At 70.1% G+C, this 21,026-nt stretch carries 22 protein-coding genes and 2 tRNA genes; 5 read left to right on the top strand and 19 right to left on the bottom strand.

The genetic code is table 11. The features are described from left to right. Window positions 1-21 precede the first annotated feature (21 nt). From AABM41_04515 to AABM41_04500, 4 genes are read left to right on the top strand one after another with little or no spacing between them, the layout of a single operon-like run. Window positions 22-2,334, top strand: a complete 2,313-nt coding sequence (locus tag AABM41_04515; GenBank protein ID MEK6191574.1) for a copper resistance protein CopC — start codon at window positions 22-24, stop codon at window positions 2,332-2,334. Between the two features lie 14 nt (window positions 2,335-2,348). Beyond that, window positions 2,349-2,723 (top strand): hypothetical protein, encoded by a 375-nt coding sequence (locus tag AABM41_04510; protein MEK6191573.1) that lies wholly within the window; start codon window positions 2,349-2,351, stop codon window positions 2,721-2,723. After that, entirely contained in the window at window positions 2,713-4,224 is a 1,512-nt protein-coding gene (locus AABM41_04505) for a hypothetical protein (GenBank protein MEK6191572.1), read from the top strand. The genes AABM41_04510 and AABM41_04505 overlap by 11 nt, the downstream gene beginning before the upstream one ends. A gap of 4 nt (window positions 4,225-4,228) precedes the next feature. Next, window positions 4,229-4,963 (top strand): cytochrome c biogenesis protein CcdA, encoded by a 735-nt coding sequence (locus AABM41_04500; protein ID MEK6191571.1) that lies wholly within the window; start codon window positions 4,229-4,231, stop codon window positions 4,961-4,963. Here the strand turns inward: AABM41_04500 and AABM41_04495 are convergent. From AABM41_04495 to AABM41_04485, 3 genes are all read right to left on the bottom strand, one after another. Continuing rightward, the gene (locus AABM41_04495; protein MEK6191570.1) at window positions 4,960-5,622 is read right to left on the bottom strand and encodes an aquaporin; all 663 of its coding nucleotides are present in this window, start codon (window positions 5,620-5,622) and stop codon (window positions 4,960-4,962) included. The two genes, AABM41_04500 and AABM41_04495, sit on opposite strands and share 4 nt — an antisense overlap. 236 nt (window positions 5,623-5,858) lie before the next feature. Further along, window positions 5,859-6,305 (bottom strand): nuclear transport factor 2 family protein, encoded by a 447-nt coding sequence (locus tag AABM41_04490; protein ID MEK6191569.1) that lies wholly within the window; start codon window positions 6,303-6,305, stop codon window positions 5,859-5,861. A 262-nt stretch (window positions 6,306-6,567) separates the two neighbouring features. Beyond that, window positions 6,568-6,640 (bottom strand) — tRNA-Arg (locus AABM41_04485). 30 nt (window positions 6,641-6,670) lie between these two features. On the opposite strand from AABM41_04485, the gene AABM41_04480 reads away from it, so the two are divergent. Then, window positions 6,671-6,928 carry a glutaredoxin family protein gene (locus tag AABM41_04480; protein ID MEK6191568.1) on the top strand — a complete coding sequence of 86 codons (258 nt, stop codon included), beginning with the start codon at window positions 6,671-6,673 and terminating at the stop codon, window positions 6,926-6,928. Between the two features lie 6 nt (window positions 6,929-6,934). Here AABM41_04480 and AABM41_04475 read toward each other — a convergent pair whose 3' ends face one another. The 16 genes from AABM41_04475 to AABM41_04400 all read right to left on the bottom strand — a co-directional run bounded on the left by AABM41_04475 (window position 6,935) and on the right by AABM41_04400 (window position 20,984). Further along, window positions 6,935-7,315, bottom strand: coding sequence for a cupredoxin domain-containing protein (locus AABM41_04475; protein ID MEK6191567.1), 381 nt, complete (start codon window positions 7,313-7,315; stop codon window positions 6,935-6,937). A gap of 32 nt (window positions 7,316-7,347) precedes the next feature. Beyond that, window positions 7,348-7,818 carry a cupredoxin domain-containing protein gene (locus AABM41_04470; protein ID MEK6191566.1) on the bottom strand — a complete coding sequence of 157 codons (471 nt, stop codon included), beginning with the start codon at window positions 7,816-7,818 and terminating at the stop codon, window positions 7,348-7,350. An 89-nt stretch (window positions 7,819-7,907) separates the two neighbouring features. Next, window positions 7,908-8,780, bottom strand: coding sequence for an MBL fold metallo-hydrolase (locus tag AABM41_04465; GenBank protein ID MEK6191565.1), 873 nt, complete (start codon window positions 8,778-8,780; stop codon window positions 7,908-7,910). A 17-nt stretch (window positions 8,781-8,797) separates the two neighbouring features. Beyond that, complete coding sequence (gene dcd, locus AABM41_04460; GenBank protein MEK6191564.1) at window positions 8,798-9,391, bottom strand: dCTP deaminase; 594 nt, start codon at window positions 9,389-9,391, stop codon at window positions 8,798-8,800. Further along, window positions 9,388-9,858 (bottom strand): transcriptional regulator NrdR, encoded by a 471-nt coding sequence (gene nrdR, locus AABM41_04455; GenBank protein MEK6191563.1) that lies wholly within the window; start codon window positions 9,856-9,858, stop codon window positions 9,388-9,390. Before nrdR ends, dcd begins: the two co-directional genes overlap by 4 nt. An 82-nt stretch (window positions 9,859-9,940) precedes the next feature. Continuing rightward, the gene (locus AABM41_04450; protein MEK6191562.1) at window positions 9,941-10,456 is read right to left on the bottom strand and encodes a hypothetical protein; all 516 of its coding nucleotides are present in this window, start codon (window positions 10,454-10,456) and stop codon (window positions 9,941-9,943) included. Further along, window positions 10,453-11,430, bottom strand: a complete 978-nt coding sequence (locus AABM41_04445; protein ID MEK6191561.1) for an electron transfer flavoprotein subunit alpha/FixB family protein — start codon at window positions 11,428-11,430, stop codon at window positions 10,453-10,455. The genes AABM41_04450 and AABM41_04445 overlap by 4 nt, the downstream gene beginning before the upstream one ends. Next, a complete protein-coding gene (locus AABM41_04440) occupies window positions 11,430-12,209 on the bottom strand; it encodes an electron transfer flavoprotein subunit beta/FixA family protein (protein MEK6191560.1) in 780 nt (259 codons plus the stop codon). The genes AABM41_04445 and AABM41_04440 overlap by 1 nt, the downstream gene beginning before the upstream one ends. A gap of 18 nt (window positions 12,210-12,227) precedes the next feature. Continuing rightward, entirely contained in the window at window positions 12,228-13,436 is a 1,209-nt protein-coding gene (locus AABM41_04435; GenBank protein MEK6191559.1) for an acyl-CoA dehydrogenase family protein, read from the bottom strand. A gap of 19 nt (window positions 13,437-13,455) precedes the next feature. Further along, window positions 13,456-14,859: an aspartate aminotransferase family protein gene (locus AABM41_04430; protein ID MEK6191558.1), complete on the bottom strand. Its 1,404-nt coding sequence runs from the start codon at window positions 14,857-14,859 to the stop codon at window positions 13,456-13,458. Between the two features lie 43 nt (window positions 14,860-14,902). Next, entirely contained in the window at window positions 14,903-17,101 is a 2,199-nt protein-coding gene (locus tag AABM41_04425; GenBank protein MEK6191557.1) for a (Fe-S)-binding protein, read from the bottom strand. A 23-nt stretch (window positions 17,102-17,124) separates the two neighbouring features. After that, window positions 17,125-18,120, bottom strand: a complete 996-nt coding sequence (moaCB, locus tag AABM41_04420) for a bifunctional molybdenum cofactor biosynthesis protein MoaC/MoaB (protein MEK6191556.1) — start codon at window positions 18,118-18,120, stop codon at window positions 17,125-17,127. Further along, window positions 18,117-19,325, bottom strand: coding sequence for a gephyrin-like molybdotransferase Glp (gene glp / locus AABM41_04415; GenBank protein ID MEK6191555.1), 1,209 nt, complete (start codon window positions 19,323-19,325; stop codon window positions 18,117-18,119). Before glp ends, moaCB begins: the two co-directional genes overlap by 4 nt. Further along, on the bottom strand, window positions 19,319-19,978 hold the full coding sequence (locus AABM41_04410) for a DUF1461 domain-containing protein (protein ID MEK6191554.1): 660 nt from the start codon (window positions 19,976-19,978) through the stop codon (window positions 19,319-19,321). Before AABM41_04410 ends, glp begins: the two co-directional genes overlap by 7 nt. A 46-nt stretch (window positions 19,979-20,024) precedes the next feature. After that, a complete protein-coding gene (locus tag AABM41_04405; GenBank protein MEK6191553.1) occupies window positions 20,025-20,390 on the bottom strand; it encodes a phage holin family protein in 366 nt (121 codons plus the stop codon). Window positions 20,391-20,907: 517 nt separating this feature from the next. Beyond that, window positions 20,908-20,984: transfer RNA gene (locus AABM41_04400), tRNA-Pro, on the bottom strand. Between the last annotated feature and the right edge of the window lie 42 nt (window positions 20,985-21,026).

Raw genomic sequence — 21,026 nt, 5'->3', positions numbered from 1 at the left:
CGATCCCGCCGGCTCGGCCTGATGCGATGGGCATTGGCGCTCGGGCTGCTCGCGGTCGCCGGCGGCAGCCTGGCGCCGAATCAGATCGTCGCGCACGCGATGTTGGTCGACGCCGATCCGGCGCCCAGCAGCGTGATCCCGACGTCGCCGCCCAACCTGGTGCTGTTCTTCAGCGAGGCGGTCGATCCGGCCTCGCTCAGCCTGCGGGTCCTCAACTCCGAGCAGCAGCCCATCGCCGGCCTCGGGACCCCGCGCCTGGATTCCAGCCGCCAGGTCGTGACGGCCTCGCTGCCCGCCCTGGAGCCCGACACATACACGGTCGATTTCGCGGTCGTGTCGGCCGTGGACGGGCATCCCACCGCCAGCCTGTTTGCGTTCCTGGTGGATCCGACGGGCACACGACCACCGCCCGCCACAACTCTGCCCGCAGAGCCCGTCACGCCCCCCGATCCATATGCCATTGCCGCCCGCTGGGTGGCGACCGTGGTCGTCCTGCTGCTGGTCGGCACGATCCTGGTCTGGCTCCTGCACCGGCGCTGGATCGGCGCCATGACCGCGCCGGTCCCATGGGGACTCCTCGCCTCGCTGGCTGCGGTTGGCCTGGTGTCGTTCGCCATCCATCTCACGCTGGCCGCGAGCGCCGCCTTCGGGCCGCCCGGACAGCCCGACGGGCGTCCGACTGTGTTTCTCGACTTCGCCGAGCCGTTCGGCTGGACGCCGTTCGCCATCGCGATACGGGTCGCGATGATCGGCCTGCTGTTCGTGTTCCTGGTAGCCGGGGCCCGAGCCTTCCGAACCGCACCCGCTGGGTCTGCTTCGGCCCCGACCGGCAACGGAACGGCGGCCCTGGCACTGTGTGGGGCGGGGGCGACGGCCACCATCCTTGGACTGAGCCTCACCGGACATGCCGCGTCGCTGGGTGGCCCGCTGTTTGGCCTGGTCGATGCGGTCCATCTGCTGGCCGTTGCGGCGTGGCTGGGAGCACTGCCGGCACTGGGGCTTTTGGGCTGGCGGGCACGCGGCCCGACCGGCGAGCGCGGTGAGGCCGGACGGCGCGCGCTCCAGGCGCACGCCCGCGTGGCGCTGGTCGCGGCGCCGGTGGTGGTCCTGACCGGGCTCGCCAACTCACCATTGGTGGTCGGCGATTCCCGGGAGCTGGCCGCCTCCGGGTACGGAAACCTGCTGCTCGCCAAGGCCCTGCTGGTATCGCTGGCGCTCGGTCTCGGAGCGGCCAACTTCTTCCTGGCTCGCAACCGGGGCGGCCGTTCGATGGCCGGAATCGTCGGTTTGGAGCTGGCGGTGGCGGCCTTCGCAGTCGCAGTGGGCGTGACCATGGTCAGCCTGCCCCCGGCCACGGACCGCCCGCCGTCGACCGTCGATCCGCGGCTGGGCGTCGCCCACCTGTACGGCGAGGGCGGCGGGTCGAGCGTGCACGGCATCGTGGATCTGCCCGAGCCGGGGGTGCAGTTCTACTCGTTCGCGGTCAGCGACCCAACCACCGGCGCGGGCCGCGACGACGTGGCCCAGGTCGCCATCAGCTTCATCCCACCGGCCGGGTCCGATCTCCCAACCGATGTGGCGCTCGCCGAGAGGGGCAGCCAGCCGTGGATCTGGGAGCTCCAGGGCGCGTATACGCCGGTGGTGGGGACCTGGGAGCTGGAAGTCCTCGTCCGCCGCGGCCGGCTCGAGGAGGACCACGTGCGCTTCCCGCTCGCCGTGCGACAGGTCCTGCGCCCGGCGGCACTCCCGCCGTCGACCACCGGAAGCCTGATCCTGGGCGCGATCGCCGCGCCGACCAGCGGTCTGCCGTCGGGAGCCGGCGGGTGGGCGCTGCCGATCGGTCTGCTGGCGGGCGCCGCCGCCTTGATGGCTGTTGAACGGAGCCGGATGCGCAGCGGTCGACTCCCGTGGCGCCCGGGCCGGCGCCTGCGACTCGCCGCCCTGCTGGCCGCGGTCGCGATCGGAACGTCGCTCGTGGCGCGCGACGCTGTCGCCTTCGCCAACCGGCCGCCGGACCTCTGGCGGGCGGCCGTCAACCCATTGGCGGGCGACCAAGCGGCCGCCGCCGCCGGTGAGTCGCTGTACCGCGCCAACTGCGCCAGCTGCCACGGCGCGGATGGGGCCGGTGACGGCCCGGCGGTCGGCGGCCTGATTCGCCGGCCGGACGACCTGGCGCGCATTGTCCCGCGGCGGCTCGACGGGGAGCTGGCCTGGACGCTGGCAGCCGGCGTGGCCGGTACCCAGATGCCGGCATTTGGCACTACCCTGTTGGAAGGCGAGCGCTGGGAGCTGGTGAGCTTCCTTCGCTCGCATTGGCCGCCCGCACCGGAGTGAGGAGGTCGGACCCGATGTCGAGACTGCCCCGACTGCTCTCCCTGATCGCCGCCGGCCTGCTGATCCTGGCCGGCTGCACCCCGAGCGATGCTGCCTGCGCCGCCGCATCGGTGACCCTGGAAGCAACCGTGACCGACGAGGCCATGGACCCCTCGGCGCTGGCGGTGTGCCGCCGCCAAGAGGTGACCCTGGAGCTGCACAGCGAGACGGACGGGGTGTTCCACCTGCATGGGTACGACGAGCAGGTGCCGGCCACCAGCCTGACGCCAGGTGATACCACCGTCCTCGAGTTCAGCGCAGATGTGGCCGGTCAGTTCATCATCGAGCTCCACGCCCGCTCGGGCGAGGGCGAGATCGAGATCGGGATCCTCACGGTCAATGAGCCTTAGGCGGAGCCGGCGGCACCTGGCCGCGTGGGCCGCCCTGGGCGCCGCGCTCACGCCGACCGCCGTCGCCGCCCACGCCCTCGGCTCGTCGTTCCCGCTCCCGGTCCCGCTGTGGCTGTACCTGGCGGGCGCTGCCGTCGCGGTGGCCGCCTCCTTCATCGTGTCGGTGGCGGTGGTGAGGCCGCCGGCGGATCCTCCACGCTACCCGGTGCGTCCGTTGTCGGACCGCGTGGCCCGTGTCGGCGGCATTGGCCTTCGTGTCATTGGCCTGGTGTGGTGGTACGGCGCCATCGCCGCTGGCTGGCTGATCGGCGGCATTACGTACCTGCCGGCCGTCCTGTTCTGGATCGGGATCTGGGTCGGCGTGCCCATGGTCGCCGCCATCCTGGGCAACCCGTGGCCCGCGTTGAGCCCGTTCCGCACCACCTACGACGTGCTGGATGGCCTCGTCCAACGGGCGAGCGGCGGGCGGCGCCTGGACCTGGGCCTGTCGCTGCCGCGCCTCGGCCGGGGTCCGGCGGTCATCATTCTGTTCATTTTCCTGATCCTGGAACTGGTGTGGCCAGACCGGCTGAACCCAGTCCCACTGGCCATGGTGCTGTCTGCCTACACCGTCCTGACCCTGGCCGGCATGGTGGTGTTCGGCAACGTGGCGTGGCTGCGTTCGTTTGAGCTGTTCGAGATCCTGAATGGCTGGTTCGGGCGCGTCGGGCCCCTCGGCCGCCGCACCCGACGGACCCAGCTGTGCGCCGACTGCAGCGAGACCTGCAACCCTGCCCATTGCGTCGACTGCGCCGAGTGCGTGGCCGCGCGCGAGGGCGGCGATCAGCGGGTAGAGATTCGCTGGTGGGTCACCGGCCTGACCGAGACGGCGCGCGCCGGCTGGGGCGACGCGGCCTTCATTCTCCTCGCCCTGGCGGGGGTCACCTTCGACGGGCTCCAGGAGACATCCCTGGGCGGAGGAGTCCTGACCATCCTCTTTCCCCCGCTGGCCGAAGCGTTCAGTCCGCTCACCGCCAGCTACCTCGCCCCGATCGCAATGCTGGCCGGCATCTTCGGGCTCTTCATGCTGGCATTCGCCGTGGCCGCCTGGCTCACCCGGCTGATCGGGGAGGCCGCGGGGGGCGGCGAGGCTCGCGTTTCGCTCGGCCGCGTGGCCGGCACCTACGCCCCGACACTGCTGCCCATCGCCGCCGGCTACCTGGTGGCACACTACCTGACGCTGGTGATCCAGGGCCTGGGCTGGCTCCCGCTCCTGCTCGTCGACCCGCTGGCCTTGGCGCCCGTGCTCGACTTCATTCCGACCGCGTTCATCTGGTACCTGTCGGTCGGCGCCATCGTGGGCGGCCACATCGCGGCCGTGGTGCTGGCCCACCGCCTCGCCCTGCGGGACCAGGCATGGCGCCCGATCCTGGCCGGGTTGCCGCTCGTGGTGCTGATGATTGGCTACACCGTCCTGTCGCTGTGGATCATCGCCCAGCCCATCGTCATCGAGCCGGCGTAGCGCCATGGAACTCAGCCTGGCGTTGGCGTTCGCCGCAGGGGTCGTCTCGTTCCTGACCCCGTGCGTGCTGGCCCTGGTGCCGGTCTACATTGCCTTCCTGGCCGAGGCTGCGGTGAGCGCACCAGCGCCAAGCGCCACCGGTGCCGCGGTGGCCCGGAGCCGGGCAATCGGCTCAGGCTCGGTCCTTTCCCAGGCCGTGCTGTTCACGCTCGGCTTCAGCGCGGTGTTTGTCCTGCTCGGCGTTTCGGCAGGCCTGCTGGGGGCGACTCTCTTCCGCGACCCGCTGGTCCGGCAGCTGGTCGGAGTCGTGATCATCGTCCTCGGCGTCCTCATGACCGGGGCGTTGGGCCCCGTCCTGGATCGCCTCCCGGGATTTGCCCCCAGCGTCGAGCTGCCCGCGGGACGCGCGGCCCGGGCCGTGGGCCTGGGGTCGCTGGTGGCCGTTGGCTGGACCCCCTGCATCGGACCGGTGCTCGGCGCGATCCTGGCCATGGGCGCGTCCACCCAGGACGTCGGGGCGGCGGCGGTTCTGCTGGTTGCCTACGCCGCTGGGCTGGCGGTACCGTTCCTGGTGGCTGCCGCCTTCCTGCCGCGCATCCTCCCCGCGCTGCGCTGGCTACGCTCCCATGAGCGACCGATCCGGGTCGTGGCCGGGTTGGCGGTGGTGGGGGTCGGGGTCCTCGTGTTCTTCGACGCGTTCACCCGGCTGGCAGGGTTGTTCGGCGAGTTCTTCCTCTAGGCCGGATCGGGCGGGGCGAGCAGGTACCGATACAGGAGCGCCACTGCGAGGGCGCCCAGGAACGGCCCGATCCACCACACGTACCAGTTGTCGAAGGCGCCGGCCGCGACGGCCGGGCCGAACCAGCGGGCGGGGTTCATGGCCGCACCGGTCAGCGTGCCGCCGAACAGGATGTCGGCCGCGACCGCGAGGCCGATCGCCAGACCCCCGATCTTTGGGCCGCGGGAATCGACCGCGGTGCCGAACACGGCCAGCAGCAGGACCACGGTCATGACCGCCTCCAGTGCGATGCCCGTCACCACGTCCACGCCCTGGCCCAGGGCCGGCACAGCCGGTCCGACATCGGTGAAGCACCAGGCCAGCGCGAACCCAGCCGCCGCACCGCCCAGCAGCTGCGCGACCACGTAGGCCAGCCCCTTCGCGGCCTCGATCTTGCCGGCCACCCACAGGCCCAGTGTCACGGCGGGGTTGAAGTGAGCGCCTGAAACGGCTCCCAGCGAGGAGACCAGGACGGCCAGGACGACGCCATGGGCCAATGCCACCACCAATAGCGCGGCGGCCGGGTCACCGGTCACGACCAGCGCGGCGCCGGCGGCGATGAAGAAGAAGAGGAACGTCCCGATCGCTTCGGCGACCAGCGCTGGTGCCCAGTCTCGCATCAGGTCTTCCTCTCCGGGTCGCCGCCTTCGGCTGCGGAACGCCCACCCGATCGCGCATCCTACCCGACGTGCCGCCGGTCATCTAGCTCCTGCTGGCCATCGGAACCGAGGTTGTGGCGACCAGTGCCCTGCACGAAAGCGGCAGGTCGCCTGTACATGGGTCGGGGCGGCGGCAAGACAGGAGCCATGATCCGAGCCGGAGTGCGCGCCAAGCGCCGGGCGGCGAACGTGGCGAGTCAGTCGCGGCTCGGAACGTCGCCACCCGTGCCCGAGATCCGGCGGACCGTCTCGTCGATGTCGGAGCCTTCTCGCTCCACCTCCTCGCCGTACAGGCGTCCCCAAACAATGCGGCCGTCGCGCAAGCCGAAGATCGTGACGATCATCTCGTGGAGAGGCGACCCGTCCGCCTTTGTCCCGGACCAATGCGCTTCCGCCCACAGCGTGTCGCCCTTCACGGCGGTGCGGAGCACGTCCGCGCGGAAGTCACGGATGGCGGTCAGCAGCGCCGCCCAGTTCTTCCGCACCTGGTCCGTGCCCGTGAACGTCCGGGCAGGGTGCGCCGGCTGCTCGCTTCGGTAGCCTGGATCGAAGCACGCGAGCATCGCCTCCAGGTCGTGCGCGTTCTGCGCCTGGACGAGCCGCTCGAACACGGCCAGCGGGTCATCCTTCGTTCGCATTTCCATCGTCGGCCTCCGGTGTGGCATGGCCGGCTCATAGTGCGCCGCCGGTCCTGCCTCGTCGATGATGACGGGGAGGACCCGGACCAGTTCTTCGTAGAGCCTCCTGAGAAGCCCCTAGGGGACCCGGACACTCCCAACCATAGGTTGGGGTTGGGTGTCCGGGTTGTGATCCGAGAAGGTGCCGGTAGTGGACGGGAAGGTGGACCCACAGCAGATCGTGTGGGCCGCTCCTGTCCGTCCGTTCTTCGAGTCCCCTTTACTTGAGCGCCCCCGGACGGACTCGAACCGCCGACGCCAGCCTTAGGACGGCTGCGCTCTGTCCACTGAGCTACGGGGGCCACCCACGAGGGTACGCCTATGATGCCGGCGTGGCGACCCCGGCATCGGTCCTGGTCCTGTACGTCCGGCCCAACTGCCACCTGTGCGCCGATGCGGGCATCCTCCTCGACGAGCTGATCGGACCCGATGGGTACCGGGTAGTCGACGTCGAGGCCGATGCGGACCTGCTGCCGCGCTACGCGGGACGGGTGCCAGTGGTCGCCGTCGACGGCGTGGATCGGCTGGAGGCCCCGATCACCGGCCCCGACCTGCTGGACCTGATGGCCGAAATGGAAGCATCGGTCTGACGCGGGCTATTGGACCACCACGCTGCCATTCATGGCCGGGTGGATGGTGCAGTCGAAGTAGTACGTCCCCGCCTCGAGCGCATCGATCTGGTAGTCGATCGACTCGCCGCCGTCGACGATATCGCCGCTGAACAACTGCCTCGACCTGGACGAGTCGGTGTAGATGGCCACGACGTGGGGCTCGGCGCCCTCGGCGTTGACGAGGCGGATGGTGACCGCCTCACCGGCCGGCAGGGCCAGGCAGCCCGTGTCGAAGGCCAGCGAATCGGCCGTCACAGTGAGCACCCCGTTCACCGATTCGCGGCACTCGACCGAGCCTGTGGGGCTGGCGGCGCCGCCGCAAGCAACGAGCAGCAGGACGAGTCCAATACCGAGACGGGCGCGCACGGGGCGGGATGATACTCGAAGGGCCCCGAGGGTCAGCGAACGATGAACCGCCCGTGCATGGAGGGGGTGACGAAGCACGAGAAGTAGTACTCGCCGGCGGCGAGGGCCGGGATCTCGTAGATGACCGTCGCGTCGGGCCCGGTGAAGATCTCGCCCCGGAACAGCTCCAGGTCCAGCGACGCGTTGCGGTAGACGGTCAGGTTGTGGTTCGCCTCGTCGTGGTTGGTGAAGTACACCACCGTCGGCACTCCGGCCACGGCCTCAATGATGGCCGTACTGAACTGTCGGTCCTGGACGTCGAGGACCACCGCCCCGGGCGGAGGCGTGGGCTCGGGCGTCGGCCGGGGGGTGGCCGCCGGCCGCGACGTGCCGCGCGGGGTGGGCGTGCCACCGACTCCGCCTATCGCGTCACACGCGGTGAGGACCACGAGCAGCGCGAGCAGAACCCCCGCTGCACGGAGCAGCGGAGGCGCTGGGGATTGGTAATCGGGGCGCGTCAGCACGGCATGACCTGTTGCCAGAATGCCACACCCTGCCCCGTCACCGGGAGGGGTACTCATGGGTGAGGCCGACAGGACCACGCGCCCCACGATCACTCGGCGCGGACCGCGAACCCCTTCTCCGTGGCCTCAATCCGGATGGGCAGGTCGCCCGGATCGTGGGTGAAGTAGCACCACCAGCCGTCCGCCGCGGCGCGGCTGACGAGCGCTTGCCGGACCTCCACGGCCTCGATGGGATAGTCGTCGTAGGCGCTCGTCCAGCGCACGGGGAGCTGCCAGCGAGTGGGAATCAGGTCGCCGAAGAAGATGCCCCGCTCCCCCTGGGCCTCGGCACGGCCCAGTAGAACTGCCTGCGACCCGCGCGTGTGGCCGCCGGTGCGGGCAACGGTCACCCCTTCCACCAGCTCGACGTCGCCATGGACCTCGGCCAGCTGCCCCGCGGCCTGGACCACGGCCAGCTGGTCGCGCTCCATGATCCCGGCCAGGCGCAGCTCGTCACCGTGCGCCGCCCGAGCCTCGTCGCGCTGGACGACGTACCGGGCGTTCCGAAACGCAGGCCGCCCATCGGCCCCGACCATGCCCCCGGCGTGGTCGTAGTGGAGGTGGCTGAGGACCACGAAATCAATCCGGTCCGGGTCCTCGCCCACCGCTTGCAGGGCTGCGACCGGGTCGCCGCCCTCAACCCCCTTGATGTCGCGGTCGCGCGCGGTCATCCGGAGCCCGGTGCCGGTCTCGACCAGGATCCGCTTTCCACCGGCCTCGACCAGCAAGAGGTTGAGCCGGCACACGATCCGGCCACGCTCATCGGTCTGGGCTAAGCGGGACCAGAGGGGTTGAGGCACTACCCCGAAGAAGCCGCCCGCGTCGGGCCGGAACCAGCCGGCCCGTACGACCCGGACCAGGACCCCGCCGGAAAAGGGCCGAGCTTCGGCGGGGGGCGTGATGGCGTACAGCGGCTCGGGCATGCCGCGCCTCGGTCCCGTCAGTCGCGGTCGGCGCGTCGCGCGCGGCCGCGCTCGAAATCGGCGAAGTAGCGGCTGGCGGTGGGTTCGGTCTGGCCGCGGTAGCGCGAGCCGAGGGCGGGGTCGCCGTACGCCCGATCGACCGGGCTGCTCAGGCGCTGGAAGCTGATCTGGCCGATCTTCATCCCGTCCAGCAGGGTAATCGGCAGGTTGGCCACGTTCGACAGCTCGAGCGTCAGGTGGCCGTCCCAGCCGGGATCGACGTAGCCGGCGGTGGAGTGGATGAGGAGTCCCAGCCGGCCCAGGCTGGACTTGCCCTCAAGGCGGGCGACCAGGTCGTCGGGCAGCGCGACGCGCTCGAAGGTCGAGCCCAAGACGAACTCGCCGGGATGCAGGATGAACGGTTCGTCACCGGCGATCGTGACCAGTTCGGTGAGGTCCGGCTGCTCCTCGCGGACGTCGATGAACGGGTAGCGCGTGTTGCGGAACACGCGAAACGAGCGGTCCAGGTGCAGGTCTACGCTTGAGGGTTGGACCGCGTCGGGGTCGAACGGGTCGATGACGATCCGGCCGGCCGCCAGCTCCGCCCGGATGTCCCGGTCGGACAGGATCACTCGCTGGGCCCGCTCCGCTGACGGATGAGGCGGTCCACCTCCCGCTTGAGCGTCCCGAGGTCCTCGTAGCTGTGATAGACCGATGCGAACCGGATGTAGGCCAGCTGGTCGATCCCGCGCAGTGCCTCGGTGGCCAGCTTGCCGACGTCCTTGGAGCTGACCTCGCCGTCCCCGCGCTCGCGGAGGCGGGCTTCGATCTCATCGGCCGCCGCTTCCAGGCGGGCCAGGGTCACCGGTCGCTTCTCGCAGGCCTTCATGAGACCAGCCAGCACCTTGGCGCGCTCGAACTCCTCCCGCGACCCGTCGCGCTTGACGACGATCAGCCGCGCCCCCTCGGGGCGTTCGTAGGTCGTGAACCGAAAGGCGCACGTCTCGCATTCGCGACGGCGGCGGATGCTGCTGCCGTTCTCCAGGTCACGAGAGTCGATGACGCGCGTTCCCGACTCGTTGCAGCGCGGACAGCGCATGTGGCTCCTCTCCGGCTCAAACTACACCACGGGTGGTACCGATGGGTACCATACCACAAGATGTGGCGCTTTCGACCGGCCGTCAGGCCCCGATCTGGTGGATGCGGGCCGTGACCGAGGCCTCGGCCGGCGCGCCGGCCTTCCAGGCGAACAGGACCTCGGCGATCTCACGCATCCGCATCTGGGCGTGGACGACATTCAGGTGGCCCTGCTTCCAGTATGCCTGCGGCTCGTCGTCGTAGATCGTCGCGTGAGGAATCCGGGTCAGCCCGCAGCCGCGCTCGATGGTCACCACGCCCCGCAGGGCGCGCTCCAGGTTGGCGTCGAACTCGGCGTGGAGGGCCTGCAACGGTTCAGGCGCCAGCTGCTCAGCGACCGACAGCGCGATCTCGTCCAGCTCGGACTCGGCCTTGGCCAGGTGCTCGTCGATCTCATCCGGCTCGCGAGTCTTGCGCCGCAGGTCGTCGGCGATCTCGCTCACCGTGTCGCACAGGGCCTCGATGCGCTCGATGCGCGGACCCATGGCCTTCCGATACGAGGTCAGCTGCCCCGCATCGAGGTGTTCGGAAAAGCGCCGACGGAACATCGCCACGCTCATGCCCCCTTCCGCCGTTCGATCTCTGCCGTCAGGCGCGGCACGATCTCGAACAGGTCGCCCACGACGAACAGGTCAGCGAACTCGCCGATGGGCGCATCGGGATCGCGGTTGATGGCCACGATGTGCTCCGCAGCCTGCATCCCCACCCGGTGCTGGATGGCGCCGCTGATGCCGACGGCCAGGTAGAGGGCGGGTTTCACGACCTTTCCAGTCTGACCGATCTGCAGCTGATACGGTACCCATCCCGCATCAGCCGCTGCTCGGCTGGCGCCAACCACACCGCCCAATACGGCCGCCAGCTGGTTCAGGGCCTCGAAGCCGGCCTCGCTGCCCACCCCTCGACCGCCGGCGACGATAATCTCCGCCTCCTCGAGAGCGGCGATGGCGGCAGCCTCCGCGGCAGTCTCCACAATGCGGACCTTGGCCTGCGGGCTGTCGGCGGCCGGGGCCTGGCTGACCACGGCCGTCCCGCTGCCGCCCTCAGATGGGGCGTAGGTGCCGGAGCTGACCAGCACAACGGACGTCGCCGGCGCGGATGGCGCCGGCTGGGACGCAGTGATCATTGCACCCTGAAGCGTGGACATCTCGCACCGGACTGCGCCACCCTCCATTCGTACTGCCCGAACCGGCCCGAAACCGGGCAGTCCGAGGGACCCGACCAGGACCCCGGACAGGTCACGGCCGTCGGGCGTGGCAGGGGCGAGGACGGCCACCAGGCCCGCGTCGCGGACCGCTTCGACGAGGGGGCCCGCGATCGTGACCGCCGGTGCGGCCTCCGAGCCGAGCACGACGACCCGGGCCGCCCCGGCCGCTCCCAGGCCCGCCGCGCCATCCGCAGCGCCGGGTCCGTAGGCCAAACCCACCGCCCCTCCCCCGGCGGCCGCGGCAAGCTCCGCCGCGCCGGCCGCCAGCTCGAGGGCAGACCGCGTGGGGTGACCGTCGACGAACTCGGCCAGGAACGCGACGTCGGCCATCAGGCGATCAGCTTCCGCTCGGCCAGCCAGTCGGCAACCCGCGACGCCGCTTCATCGGGCGCCACGCCGGAGATGACCTGGGCGGGCGGCTTGGCCGGCGGCGGGTCCGCGGCCACCACCCGGGTCAGCGGTGCCAGATCGGCGGGATCCAGCCCAAGATCCGCCAGCGCCCAGGTCGTGAGCTCCATGCGACGGGCGGCCATGATCCCCTTCAGGCTGGCGTACCGCGGCTCCCCCACCTGGTCGGTGACGCTGGCCACGACCGGCAACGGGGCCTCCAGGAGGTCGAAACCGGTCGGGTTCAGACGGCGGATCTGCGCGGCGCCATCGGTCAGGCGCAGCTCGGAGCCGTAGGCCAGCAGCGGCACGCCGCGGATGGCGGCCACCGCACCGGGGACCAACGAGCCGCGCGCGTCGTCGGAGGCCATGCCCATCAGCGACACCTCGGGAGCCAGCTTGTCCAGAGCGGCGGCCAGGACCCGGGCGGTCACCCACTCGTCGGCGCCGGCCAGCGCAGGGTCGGTGACCAGCACTCCCCCGTCGCCCCCCATGGCCAGAGACCGGCGGAGCGCCTCGGACGCCGAATCGGGGCCCATGGATAGGTACACGACCTCGTCCACAACCCCGCCCTCCTTCAGGCGCAGGGCCTGCTCGATGGCGTACTCGTCCAGGGGGTTGATGACCGCCTCGGTCGCCGCGCGGTCCAACCTGAGTTCCGAGGTGTAGCGCTTCTCGGCGGTGGTGGCCGGCACCTGCTTGACGCAGACCACGATCTTCACGCGCGAAACGTCCCTCGCCTACCGGCTGCGCGATTCGATGCCGGCCCGCGCCAGCAGACGGCGAGCGATGACCAGGCGCTGGATCTGCTGTGTCCCCTCGTAGAGCTGGGTGATCTTGGCGTCCCGCATCATCCGCTCCACCGGGTACTCGGTGATGTACCCGTACCCGCCGAAGATCTGGACCGCATCGGTGGTGGCCCGCATGGCCGTGTCGCCCGCTATGAGCTTGGCGGCGCTGGTCCAGTAGGCGAGGTTCGGGTCCTCGTCGTCGACGCGGGCGCAGGCGGCGTACGTCAGCTGACGGGCGGCCTCGGTCTGCGACGCCATGTCGGCCAGCATGAACTGGATGGCCTGGAAGTCGACGATCCGCTCCCCGAACTGACGCCGCTCGGCGGCGTAGGCCAGGGCCGCATCGGTGGCGCCCTGGGCGATCCCCACCGCCTGGGAGGCGATCGCCAGGCGGGATCGGTCCAGGGTCGACATCGCGATCTTGAAGCCGTCGCCTTCCTCGCCCAGCCGGTTGGCGGCCGGAACCCTGACCTCGTCGAAGGTCAATTCGGCGGTGGGCGAGCCACGGATGCCCATCTTGTGCTCCAGGCGGGCCACCGAGAAGCCGGGCGTATCGGTCTCCACGATGAACGCGCTCATCCCTTTTCGGCCGCCGGCCTCCGCATCGGTCAGGGCGAACACGGAGAGCAGGTTGGCCACCGAGCCATGGGTGATGAAGCGCTTGGTGCCGGTCAGGAGGTAGTCGTCCCCGTCACGGCGGGCGCGCATCCGGAGAGAGGCCACGTCGCTGCCCGCGCTGTCCTCGGTCAGGGCGAAGGCCGGAAGCCACTCCCCGGACGCCAAGCGCGGGAAGTATCGGTCCTTCTGTTCCTCACTCCCGGCCAGCATGATCGGCAGCGCGCCGAGCTTCTGGATGATCGGGATCAGGCTGGTGGTCGCGTCGGCGCGGGCCACCTCCTCGACCACGATCGCCTGCCCGATCCCGTCCAGGGCGGTTCCCCCGTGACGCTCGGAGAAGCACGTCCCCAGCAGGTCATGCTCGGCCAGCAGCTGCTTGAGGTCCCACGGGAACTCCGCCTTCTCGTCGATCTCCGCTGCCCGGGGCGCAATCCGCTCCTCGGCCAGCCGCCGAACGAGCGCCCGTAGCTCATCGTGCTCACGGCTGAGCCGATACCCGGTCGCCGAGGCCTGACTCTCGGTGGATGTCAGTGGGGCCAAAGTGGCGCGAGTCTAACGCTCAGCCGCTCAGCTCGCGGGCGAACTCCCGGAACACCTCCACGTGCCGGTCGATGTCCGCATCCGTGTGCGCCACCGACAGGGTCCACTGCTCATCCGGCCCCGGAGGCAGGAGGATGCCGCGATTGGCCAGGAAGAAGTAGAACGCGGTCCACAGCTCCTCGTCGAGGCCGATGAAGTCGCGGTAGTTCGTCACCCGCTTGGAGCTGAACAGGACCGCGCCCTTGGCGCCGACGTTGATCGCGTAACCGGGCAGGTGGTGCTCCTCGAGGACCGCCTGGCACTCGGACCGAAGCCGGTCGCCCAGCCGCTCCAGCTCCGGATACACGTCCGGGATCAGGACTCGGGTCAAGGTCGCCACGGTGGCCGCCATGGACACCGGGTTGCCGTTGTAGGTGCCCTGGTGGGCCACGTGGTCGGCAGCACCAAGACTGGTCGTGGTGGCACCGCTCTCCACCACGCGCATGACGGCATCGCGACCGGCGATGGCCGCCACCGGGAGCCCGCCGCCGATGCTCTTGGCCAGGCACACCATGTCGGGCTGGACCCCGAAGCGTTGGGTGCCGCCGCCGTAGGCGATCACGACTCCGGTCTTCACTTCGTCGAAGATGAGGACCGCCCCGTGGGTGGTGGCCAGCTCGCGGACGCGCTCCAGGAACCCGGGAAGCGGCGGGACGACCCCGATGTTGTACTGGATGGGCTCGACGATGATGGCCGCGATCTCACCGCGGTGGCGCTCGAGGATGGCCTCCAGCGCGTCGGCATTGTTGAACGGCGCGACCACGGTGTCCTCGAGGCGTGACCGGGGGATGCCGGCCGAGGCGGGCACCGAGTTCGGGGCGTCGACCGGGCCCATGAGCTCGGCCGGGGGCAGGATGCTGATCAGGACGTCATCGTGATGGCCGTGATATCCGCCCTCGAACTTCACGATCTTGTCGCGGCCAGTGAACCCGCGGGCGATGCGGAGGGCATCCATCGTGACCTCGGTCCCCGAGTTGCCGAAGCGGACCAGGTCCATCCCGAAGCGGCGGCGGATCTCCTCGGCGGCCACCGCCCCCTCCTCGGACGGGAAGGTGAAGATCGTGCCCCGGCCGACACGCTCGCGGACGGCCTCCACGACCTCGGGGTGGCTGTGGCCGGCGGCGAGGACCCCAAAGGCCATGTCGAAGTCGATGTACTCGTTGCCATCCGCGTCCCAGATGCGTGACCCGCGGGCCTCGCTCATGAACGTCGGGTACGGGTCGTAGACCTGGAACGAGCTGGCCACCCCCATCGGGAGCGACTGCTTGGCCCGCTCCAGTAGGGCCCGGCTCTTCGCGGTCCGCTCGCGGTAGGACGCCTGCTCGCGCGCGGCCAGCTGGGCGAGGCGCTGGCGGTTGATGCGGCTCGTCTGGGTCAGTGCCATGCGGTTCGTTTCTCGTGCGGTCGGCGCGAGAATACCTTGCCTGTCAGGTCAGGCGGGCGGCTTCGGCCGTGGCAGCCGCGTCACGGATCCAGACCCCGGTGGCATCCGCCAGCAGCTCGGCCACGTCTCGGACCGGCACGTCCTCGCGCCCGAGGTCGTTGGTCCCGTCGCGGAGCATGACCAGGCAGAACGGGCACGCGGTGGCGATGGCCGCGGCCCCGGTGCCGAGCGCCTGCTCGGTGCGGACGTGGTTGATGCGCCGACCCTCGTGCTCCTCCATCCACATCCGGGCCCCGCCCGCACCGCAGCACATTCCGCGCCGATGATGGAGGTCCATCTCGACCACCTCGTTGCCCGGCACGCCCTCGACCACCCGCCGGCCCGGCTCGTACACGTCGTTGTAGCGACCCAGATAGCAGGCATCGTGGTAGGCGATGGCCCGGTGGCTGACACCGAACACCGGCTTGAGCCGCCCGTCGGCGAGCAGGGTTTCGAGGAGCTGGGTGTGGTGGATGACCTCGATCCCGCTCAGCCCGAACTGCGGGTATTCGTTGCGAATGGTGTTGAAACAATGCGGGCAGGACGCGACCACGGTCCGAATCCCATGCTCGTTGTGGGCGTTGGTGAGGGTCGCCACGTTCTCCTCGGCCAGGATCTGGAACAGGTACTCGTTGCCCGCCCGACGGGCGGGATCACCGCTGCACGTCTCCCCTGATCCGAGCACCGAGAACGGGATGCCGGCCTGCCGCAGCAGAGCGGCCATGGCGCGCACCACCTTGCGGTTCCGTTCGTCGAACGCTCCGGCGCAGCCGACCCAGTACAGGATTCCCTCGGGTGCAGATTCGGACTCGGCTACGGCCTCTCCATCGGTCTGTCCGTTCGGCTGTCCCAGGACCGATACGTCGAGGCCCTTGGCCCAGTCCAGCCGCGCCGACCGCGGCTGGCCCCACGGGTTGCCGGCGGTCTCCATGTTCCGGAACGCGGCCTGGAGCTCGCGCGGGAAGCGGCTCTCTTCCAAAACCAGGTTGCGGCGGATCTCGACGATGGTGTCGACGTGCTCGATGAGCACCGGGCACCCCTCGACGCACCACCCGCACGTCGTGCACTGCCAAACCGCCTCCTCCGGGATGGCGTTGTCGACCAGGGGCAGGCTCATTGCGTCGAGCGCGCGCTGGCGGGCCAGGGACAGCGAGTGGTCCGATGCCTCCGGTCCCCCGTTGGCGCCGCCTTTAGCCGCACGCTGAGCACCGGCCGCGGCACCGAGCGCGGTCTCGGCAGCCACGATCTGGTCGCGCAGGCCCTCCATAAGGTGTTTGGGTGACAGCGTCTTGCCGCTCATCGAAGCCGGACAGAACTCCATGCAGCGCCCGCACTCGGTGCAGGCCAGCGGGTCGAGCAGGTGGCGCCAGGTCAGGTCGCGCAGGGCCGCGGCCCCGAAGGTGGCGCCCCCGTTGGCCGGCGGCTCGGCCTCGAGGTCCATCTTGCGCAGCGCGCCGAGTGGCTCGAGGTTGCGCAGGTAGACGTTCGGCTCGCTGCTGATGATGTGGAGGTGCTTGCTGTACGGCAGGTAGGTTCCGAAGGCCATGACGGACAGCACGTGGGCCCACGCGAAGACGCCGAAGCCGACCGCCGCGACGTTGGTGCCGAACAGCTCCAGCGGGAGGCTCAGCGGCCCGGCGATCACGGCCACGATGCGGGTCGGGTTGTTCGGCTCCAGCACATAGCCGAAGGCGTCGGCGAAGGCTTCGGTGAGCACGACCAGGCCGATGAGGCCCAGGATCACGAAGGCGTCCTTGCTGAGCGCCAACCGCGCGGGGCGGATGACGATGCGCCGGAATGCCGAATAGCCGATCCCGACCAGCACCAGCCCGATGAACGCATTCGCGCCAAAGATGGCGAGCGCCCACAGCAGGCCGCCGACGAGCGGGATGGCGGTCACGATGGCCTCGACCAGACCGTTGAGGAGGTAGTTGCCGGTGGTGACCAGCAGGACCAGGAAGCCCCAGAACACGAAGGCGTGCATGAGGCCCGGGACCGGGTCGCGCAGCAGGCGTTCCTGCGCAATGACGTAGCGCAGGACGCCCCAGATGCGTTCCCTGGGCTTGTCCATGCGTCCGAGCGGCTTCCCGGCCCGCAGAACGGCCATGTGGAGCCGGGCGCGCCGCCAGAACAGGAAGATGGCCGCCAGCAGCGGAACGACGATCAGCGGGTAATACGGGAGCTCCGGCGGATTGGGCGGCATGCGCCGCCCATCCTAGCGGGCGCTCAGTGGTGGTCGCCGCCTCTCAGCTGATCGCTGGCGTGGCGTAAAACCGGCAGCACCGCCTCCAGCGATTCCATGGCTCCGGCCGGCGATCCCGGCAGGTTGACGATCAGGGTCGCGGCGCGCACAGCCACAACCCCGCGCGAGAGGGCGGCCTGCGGGGTGGAGGCCAGCCCGGCGCTCCGCATGAGCTCGGCCAGGCCCGGCACGAGCCGGTCCGCGGCGCGGTTTGTCGCCTCAGGGGTGCGGTCGGTGGGGGTGAGACCCGTCCCGCCGGTGGTCAGGATGAGCCGATAGCCCCTATCCGCCAGCTCCCCCAGCAGACGGCCCAGGTTTGACTCGTCGTCTGCAATCACGATCGGTTCGGGCGACACCGTCCAGCCCTCCGCCGCCAACCGCCCCACGAGCTGGGGTCCAACCGTGTCGGGGCGCGTCCCGGCTGCTGCCCGGGTGCTCACAACGACGACCACCGCCTCGGGCGGGGCAGCGACGGCCAGAGGCGGCTCCGGCGCGGGCGCTGGGGCTTCAGCGGCGCGGTAGTCCCCGCTGCGACCGCCCGACTTCTCGAGCAGACGGACGTGCTCGATGACGATGTCGCGCTGGAGAGCCTTGGCCATGTCGTACACGGCCAGCGCGGCCACGGCGGCCGCGGTCAACGCTTCCATCTCCACCCCGGTGCGTGCCGTGGCCCGGACCTCGGCCCGGAAGGTCAGGGTGCCCGCGTCTCGGTCCGCGATCGGCTCGATCTCCACCACGTCGAGCGGGATCGGGTGGGCCAGCGGGATGAGCTCGGGAGTCCGCTTGGCGGCCGCAATGCCCGCCAGACGAGCCACCACCAACGCGTCCCCCTTTGGCCCTCCGGCGTCGAGCAGCGTGGCCAGGACTTCGGGCCGCATCCGCACGGTTGCCTCCGCGACCGCCCGGCGAGCGGTGACGGGCTTGTCGCCCACGTCGACCATTTGTGGCGCGCCGTCCGGGTCCAGATGGGATGGCTTCATCGGTCCTCCGCGGGGTCGGGTTCTCCCAGCAGGATCGTCTCGTACGATTGGCCGGCTCGTCCAGCGGTCTCGCCCGCGGGAACCACCAACAGGCCGTTTGCGGCGGCCAAAGCCCGCAGCTGCGACGACAGCTGACCACCGGCTGGGCGGGCAGCCCAGCCGGCATCGGTCTGGCGCAACCTTACGCGCAGGTAGGCCGTGCGCTCCGGGTCCTTGCGGAGGTCCTCGTCCAGCACTGCCTCGACGTGGAAACGACCATCCCCGGTCAGGCCAAGGACGGCCCGGATGAGGGGCCGCACCAGGAGCTCCGTGACCACGAGCGCGCTGACCGGGTTCCCCGGAAGCCCGATCACGGGCCGGCCGGTCACGACTCCCACCGCGAGCGGCTTGCCGGGTTGCATGGCGATGCGCCAGAAGTCGAGACGGCCCAGGCGCTCGATCGCGCCGCGAACATGGTCGTGGCGGCCCACGCTGACCCCGCCCGAGGTGAGGACCACATCTGCGTCCGCAGACGCATCGGTCAGGGCTCGGGCCACTGTGTCCGGGTCGTCACCGACATGGCCCCTCAGGATCGGCTCACCCCCGGCTTCGGCGATGGCGGCGGCCAAGGACGGCGCATTGGCGTCGTAGATCTGGCCGGGCTCGAGCGACGTCCCCGGCGCGACGAGTTCCTCGCCGCTCGAGACTATGGCAACCCGGGGTCGGGCGCGAACCAGGACCTCGGCCACGCCCAGCGAAGCGAGGACCCCGATTCCCGCCGGAGTGAGCGGATTCGGCAGATGAACCGCCTCGCCGGCGCGCGTGTCGTGGCCGGCGGCACGAACGTCGGAGCCTGCCGGGATCGGTTCGGTGACCTCGATGACCCCGTCGGCCTCCGAGGCCCGCTCGAGCGGGACAACCGTGTCCGCACCCGGCGGAAGTGGTGCGCCCGTCGAGATGCGAATGGCGGCCCCGGGCTGGACGGATGGCCATTCTCGGGCTCCGGCCGCGACCTCCCCAGTCACGGGCAGCCGACCCGGCAGGTCGGCGGCGCGCACCGCGAAGCCGTCCATGGCCGCGTTCGCGAACGGCGGGACGTCGATGAGTGCCTCGATCACCGCGACATCGAGCGCGCGGCCGAGTGCGTCTGCCAGCTGAACCGTCTCAACTCGTGGCTCGGGCGCCATGCCCAACAGCCGCTCGCGGGCCTCCTCGACGCTCAGCACGTTGGTCGGGGGTCGTCCTCGCGGATCCGGCGCCAGCCCGCGTAGGACAGGGTGGCGGCGGTGATCAGGATCAACGCACCAGCCGCCATGGCCGCGTCGAACCAGAACTCGGGCGGGTAGAGCTGGATCAGGGAGGAGTCGGCGGGAAAGGTCCAGGTCCCCGGCGGGAAGAGCAGCTCGTGGAAGAGCGTGAAGGCGCTGTCCCAAGCCAGAACCGCGAATGCGCCGATCGCCAGGGTCGCCGCCCCCACGCCGCCCGCCCCGTAGATCAGCATGCGCCCAAGGCGACGAGCCTCGGTCATGAGCAGCCGGCCGCCCCATGCCGCGAACGCGACTGCCACCAGTTCCAGGATGACCAGGATCCGGACCAGGCGGCTGACGTCGTCCATGTGCGAACGCTCCGACGCATCCAGGACCGCCCTTCCGTTCGCGAACGCGACGGCGAACTCACCTCCCGAAATGATGTCCCACACGATCTCGCCGTTGATGCGGTCCAGCTCGTCCTGGGACCGCTGCAGCTTGTCTGCCACGTCGTGGCGGTCCTGCAGCCAGCCGATGAACAGCGGGTTGACGAGGGCCAGCGGACCGGTCAGTGCGGTCAGCACCCCCACCCAGAAGGCGAACAGGAACGCGACGCGAGGTGGGGCGGGCACGGCGGCTCGGCCACTCGCGACGCGGAGAGCCGGGGTCCCGAACGGGTCAGTCGACGCCCATCGCTCCCAGCGCGTAGCTGAGGACCATCCCGACGATGGCGATCACGATGGCGCCCAGGATGGCGTCCAGGATCCCGGCAATCGTGAAGGTCAGACCGATCTGGGCGGCCAGCCAGCTGGTCAGGTACAGCATCGCCGCGTTCAGGACCAGCAGGAACAGGCCCAGCGTGACGATAGTGATCGGGAAGGTGAGGATCTTGAGGACCGGTTTCACGATCGCGTTCACCAGGCCGAAGATCAGGGCCAGGATCAGCCACTGGATCGGATCGCCCGAGAAGTCCAGTCCGTCGAGCACCTGCACGGCCGCCCAGAGGGCCACGGCGTTGACCAGAACCGCAATCAGGAATCCCATGCCCTACCTCCGATGCCAGCCGTGGCCGTGGATCAGGTCCACCGTCCTCAGGGTACCAGTTTGAGGGTGCAAATCGTCTACCCGAGATCCCCAAAACGCGTTCGACTGAGGGACGGGTTCGAGGTATCGCTGTGTTGAATTGGCTCTATGTCGTCGCGATTCCGGTGCGACAGTGCAACAACCACAACCCCCACGTTCAGACCGGACCTCACCGCACCATACCGAGAGCGCTCCAGAGGTACTGGGCAGGTCCAGTACTTCCGGTTTAGGGTGGCGGGCATCAGCCCCGGAGGGTCTACGTGGAAGCCACCGCGCCGAACTCCAGGGGAGCAGGGAGTTCCAGGGAGAGACCGGCAATGACCACTCGTACCACAATGGGCAGGATCCTCTCCCGCGGCATTGGCATCGTCGGCGCCGCGGGGCTCATCGCCTTCGCTCTCGGTTACCTATTGCATCCGATGTAAGTCGAGCGGCTCCTCCGGCGTCGCCGAGAGGAGCATTTTCGTGCTCAGATTGATGGTCGGGGCGACTGGATTCGAACCAGCGACCTCCTGAACCCCATTCAGGTGCGCTACCAGGCTGCGCTACGCCCCGACGTGATGGAGACGGCATGGTCCCAGAAGATGGGCATGGGCC

It is taken from the genome of Chloroflexota bacterium (assembly GCA_038040195.1).
GTDB lineage: Bacteria > Chloroflexota > Limnocylindria > QHBO01 > QHBO01 > DASTEQ01.
Note: the sequence above shows the minus strand (reverse complement) of the source record. Positions and strands in the feature narration are given on the sequence as shown.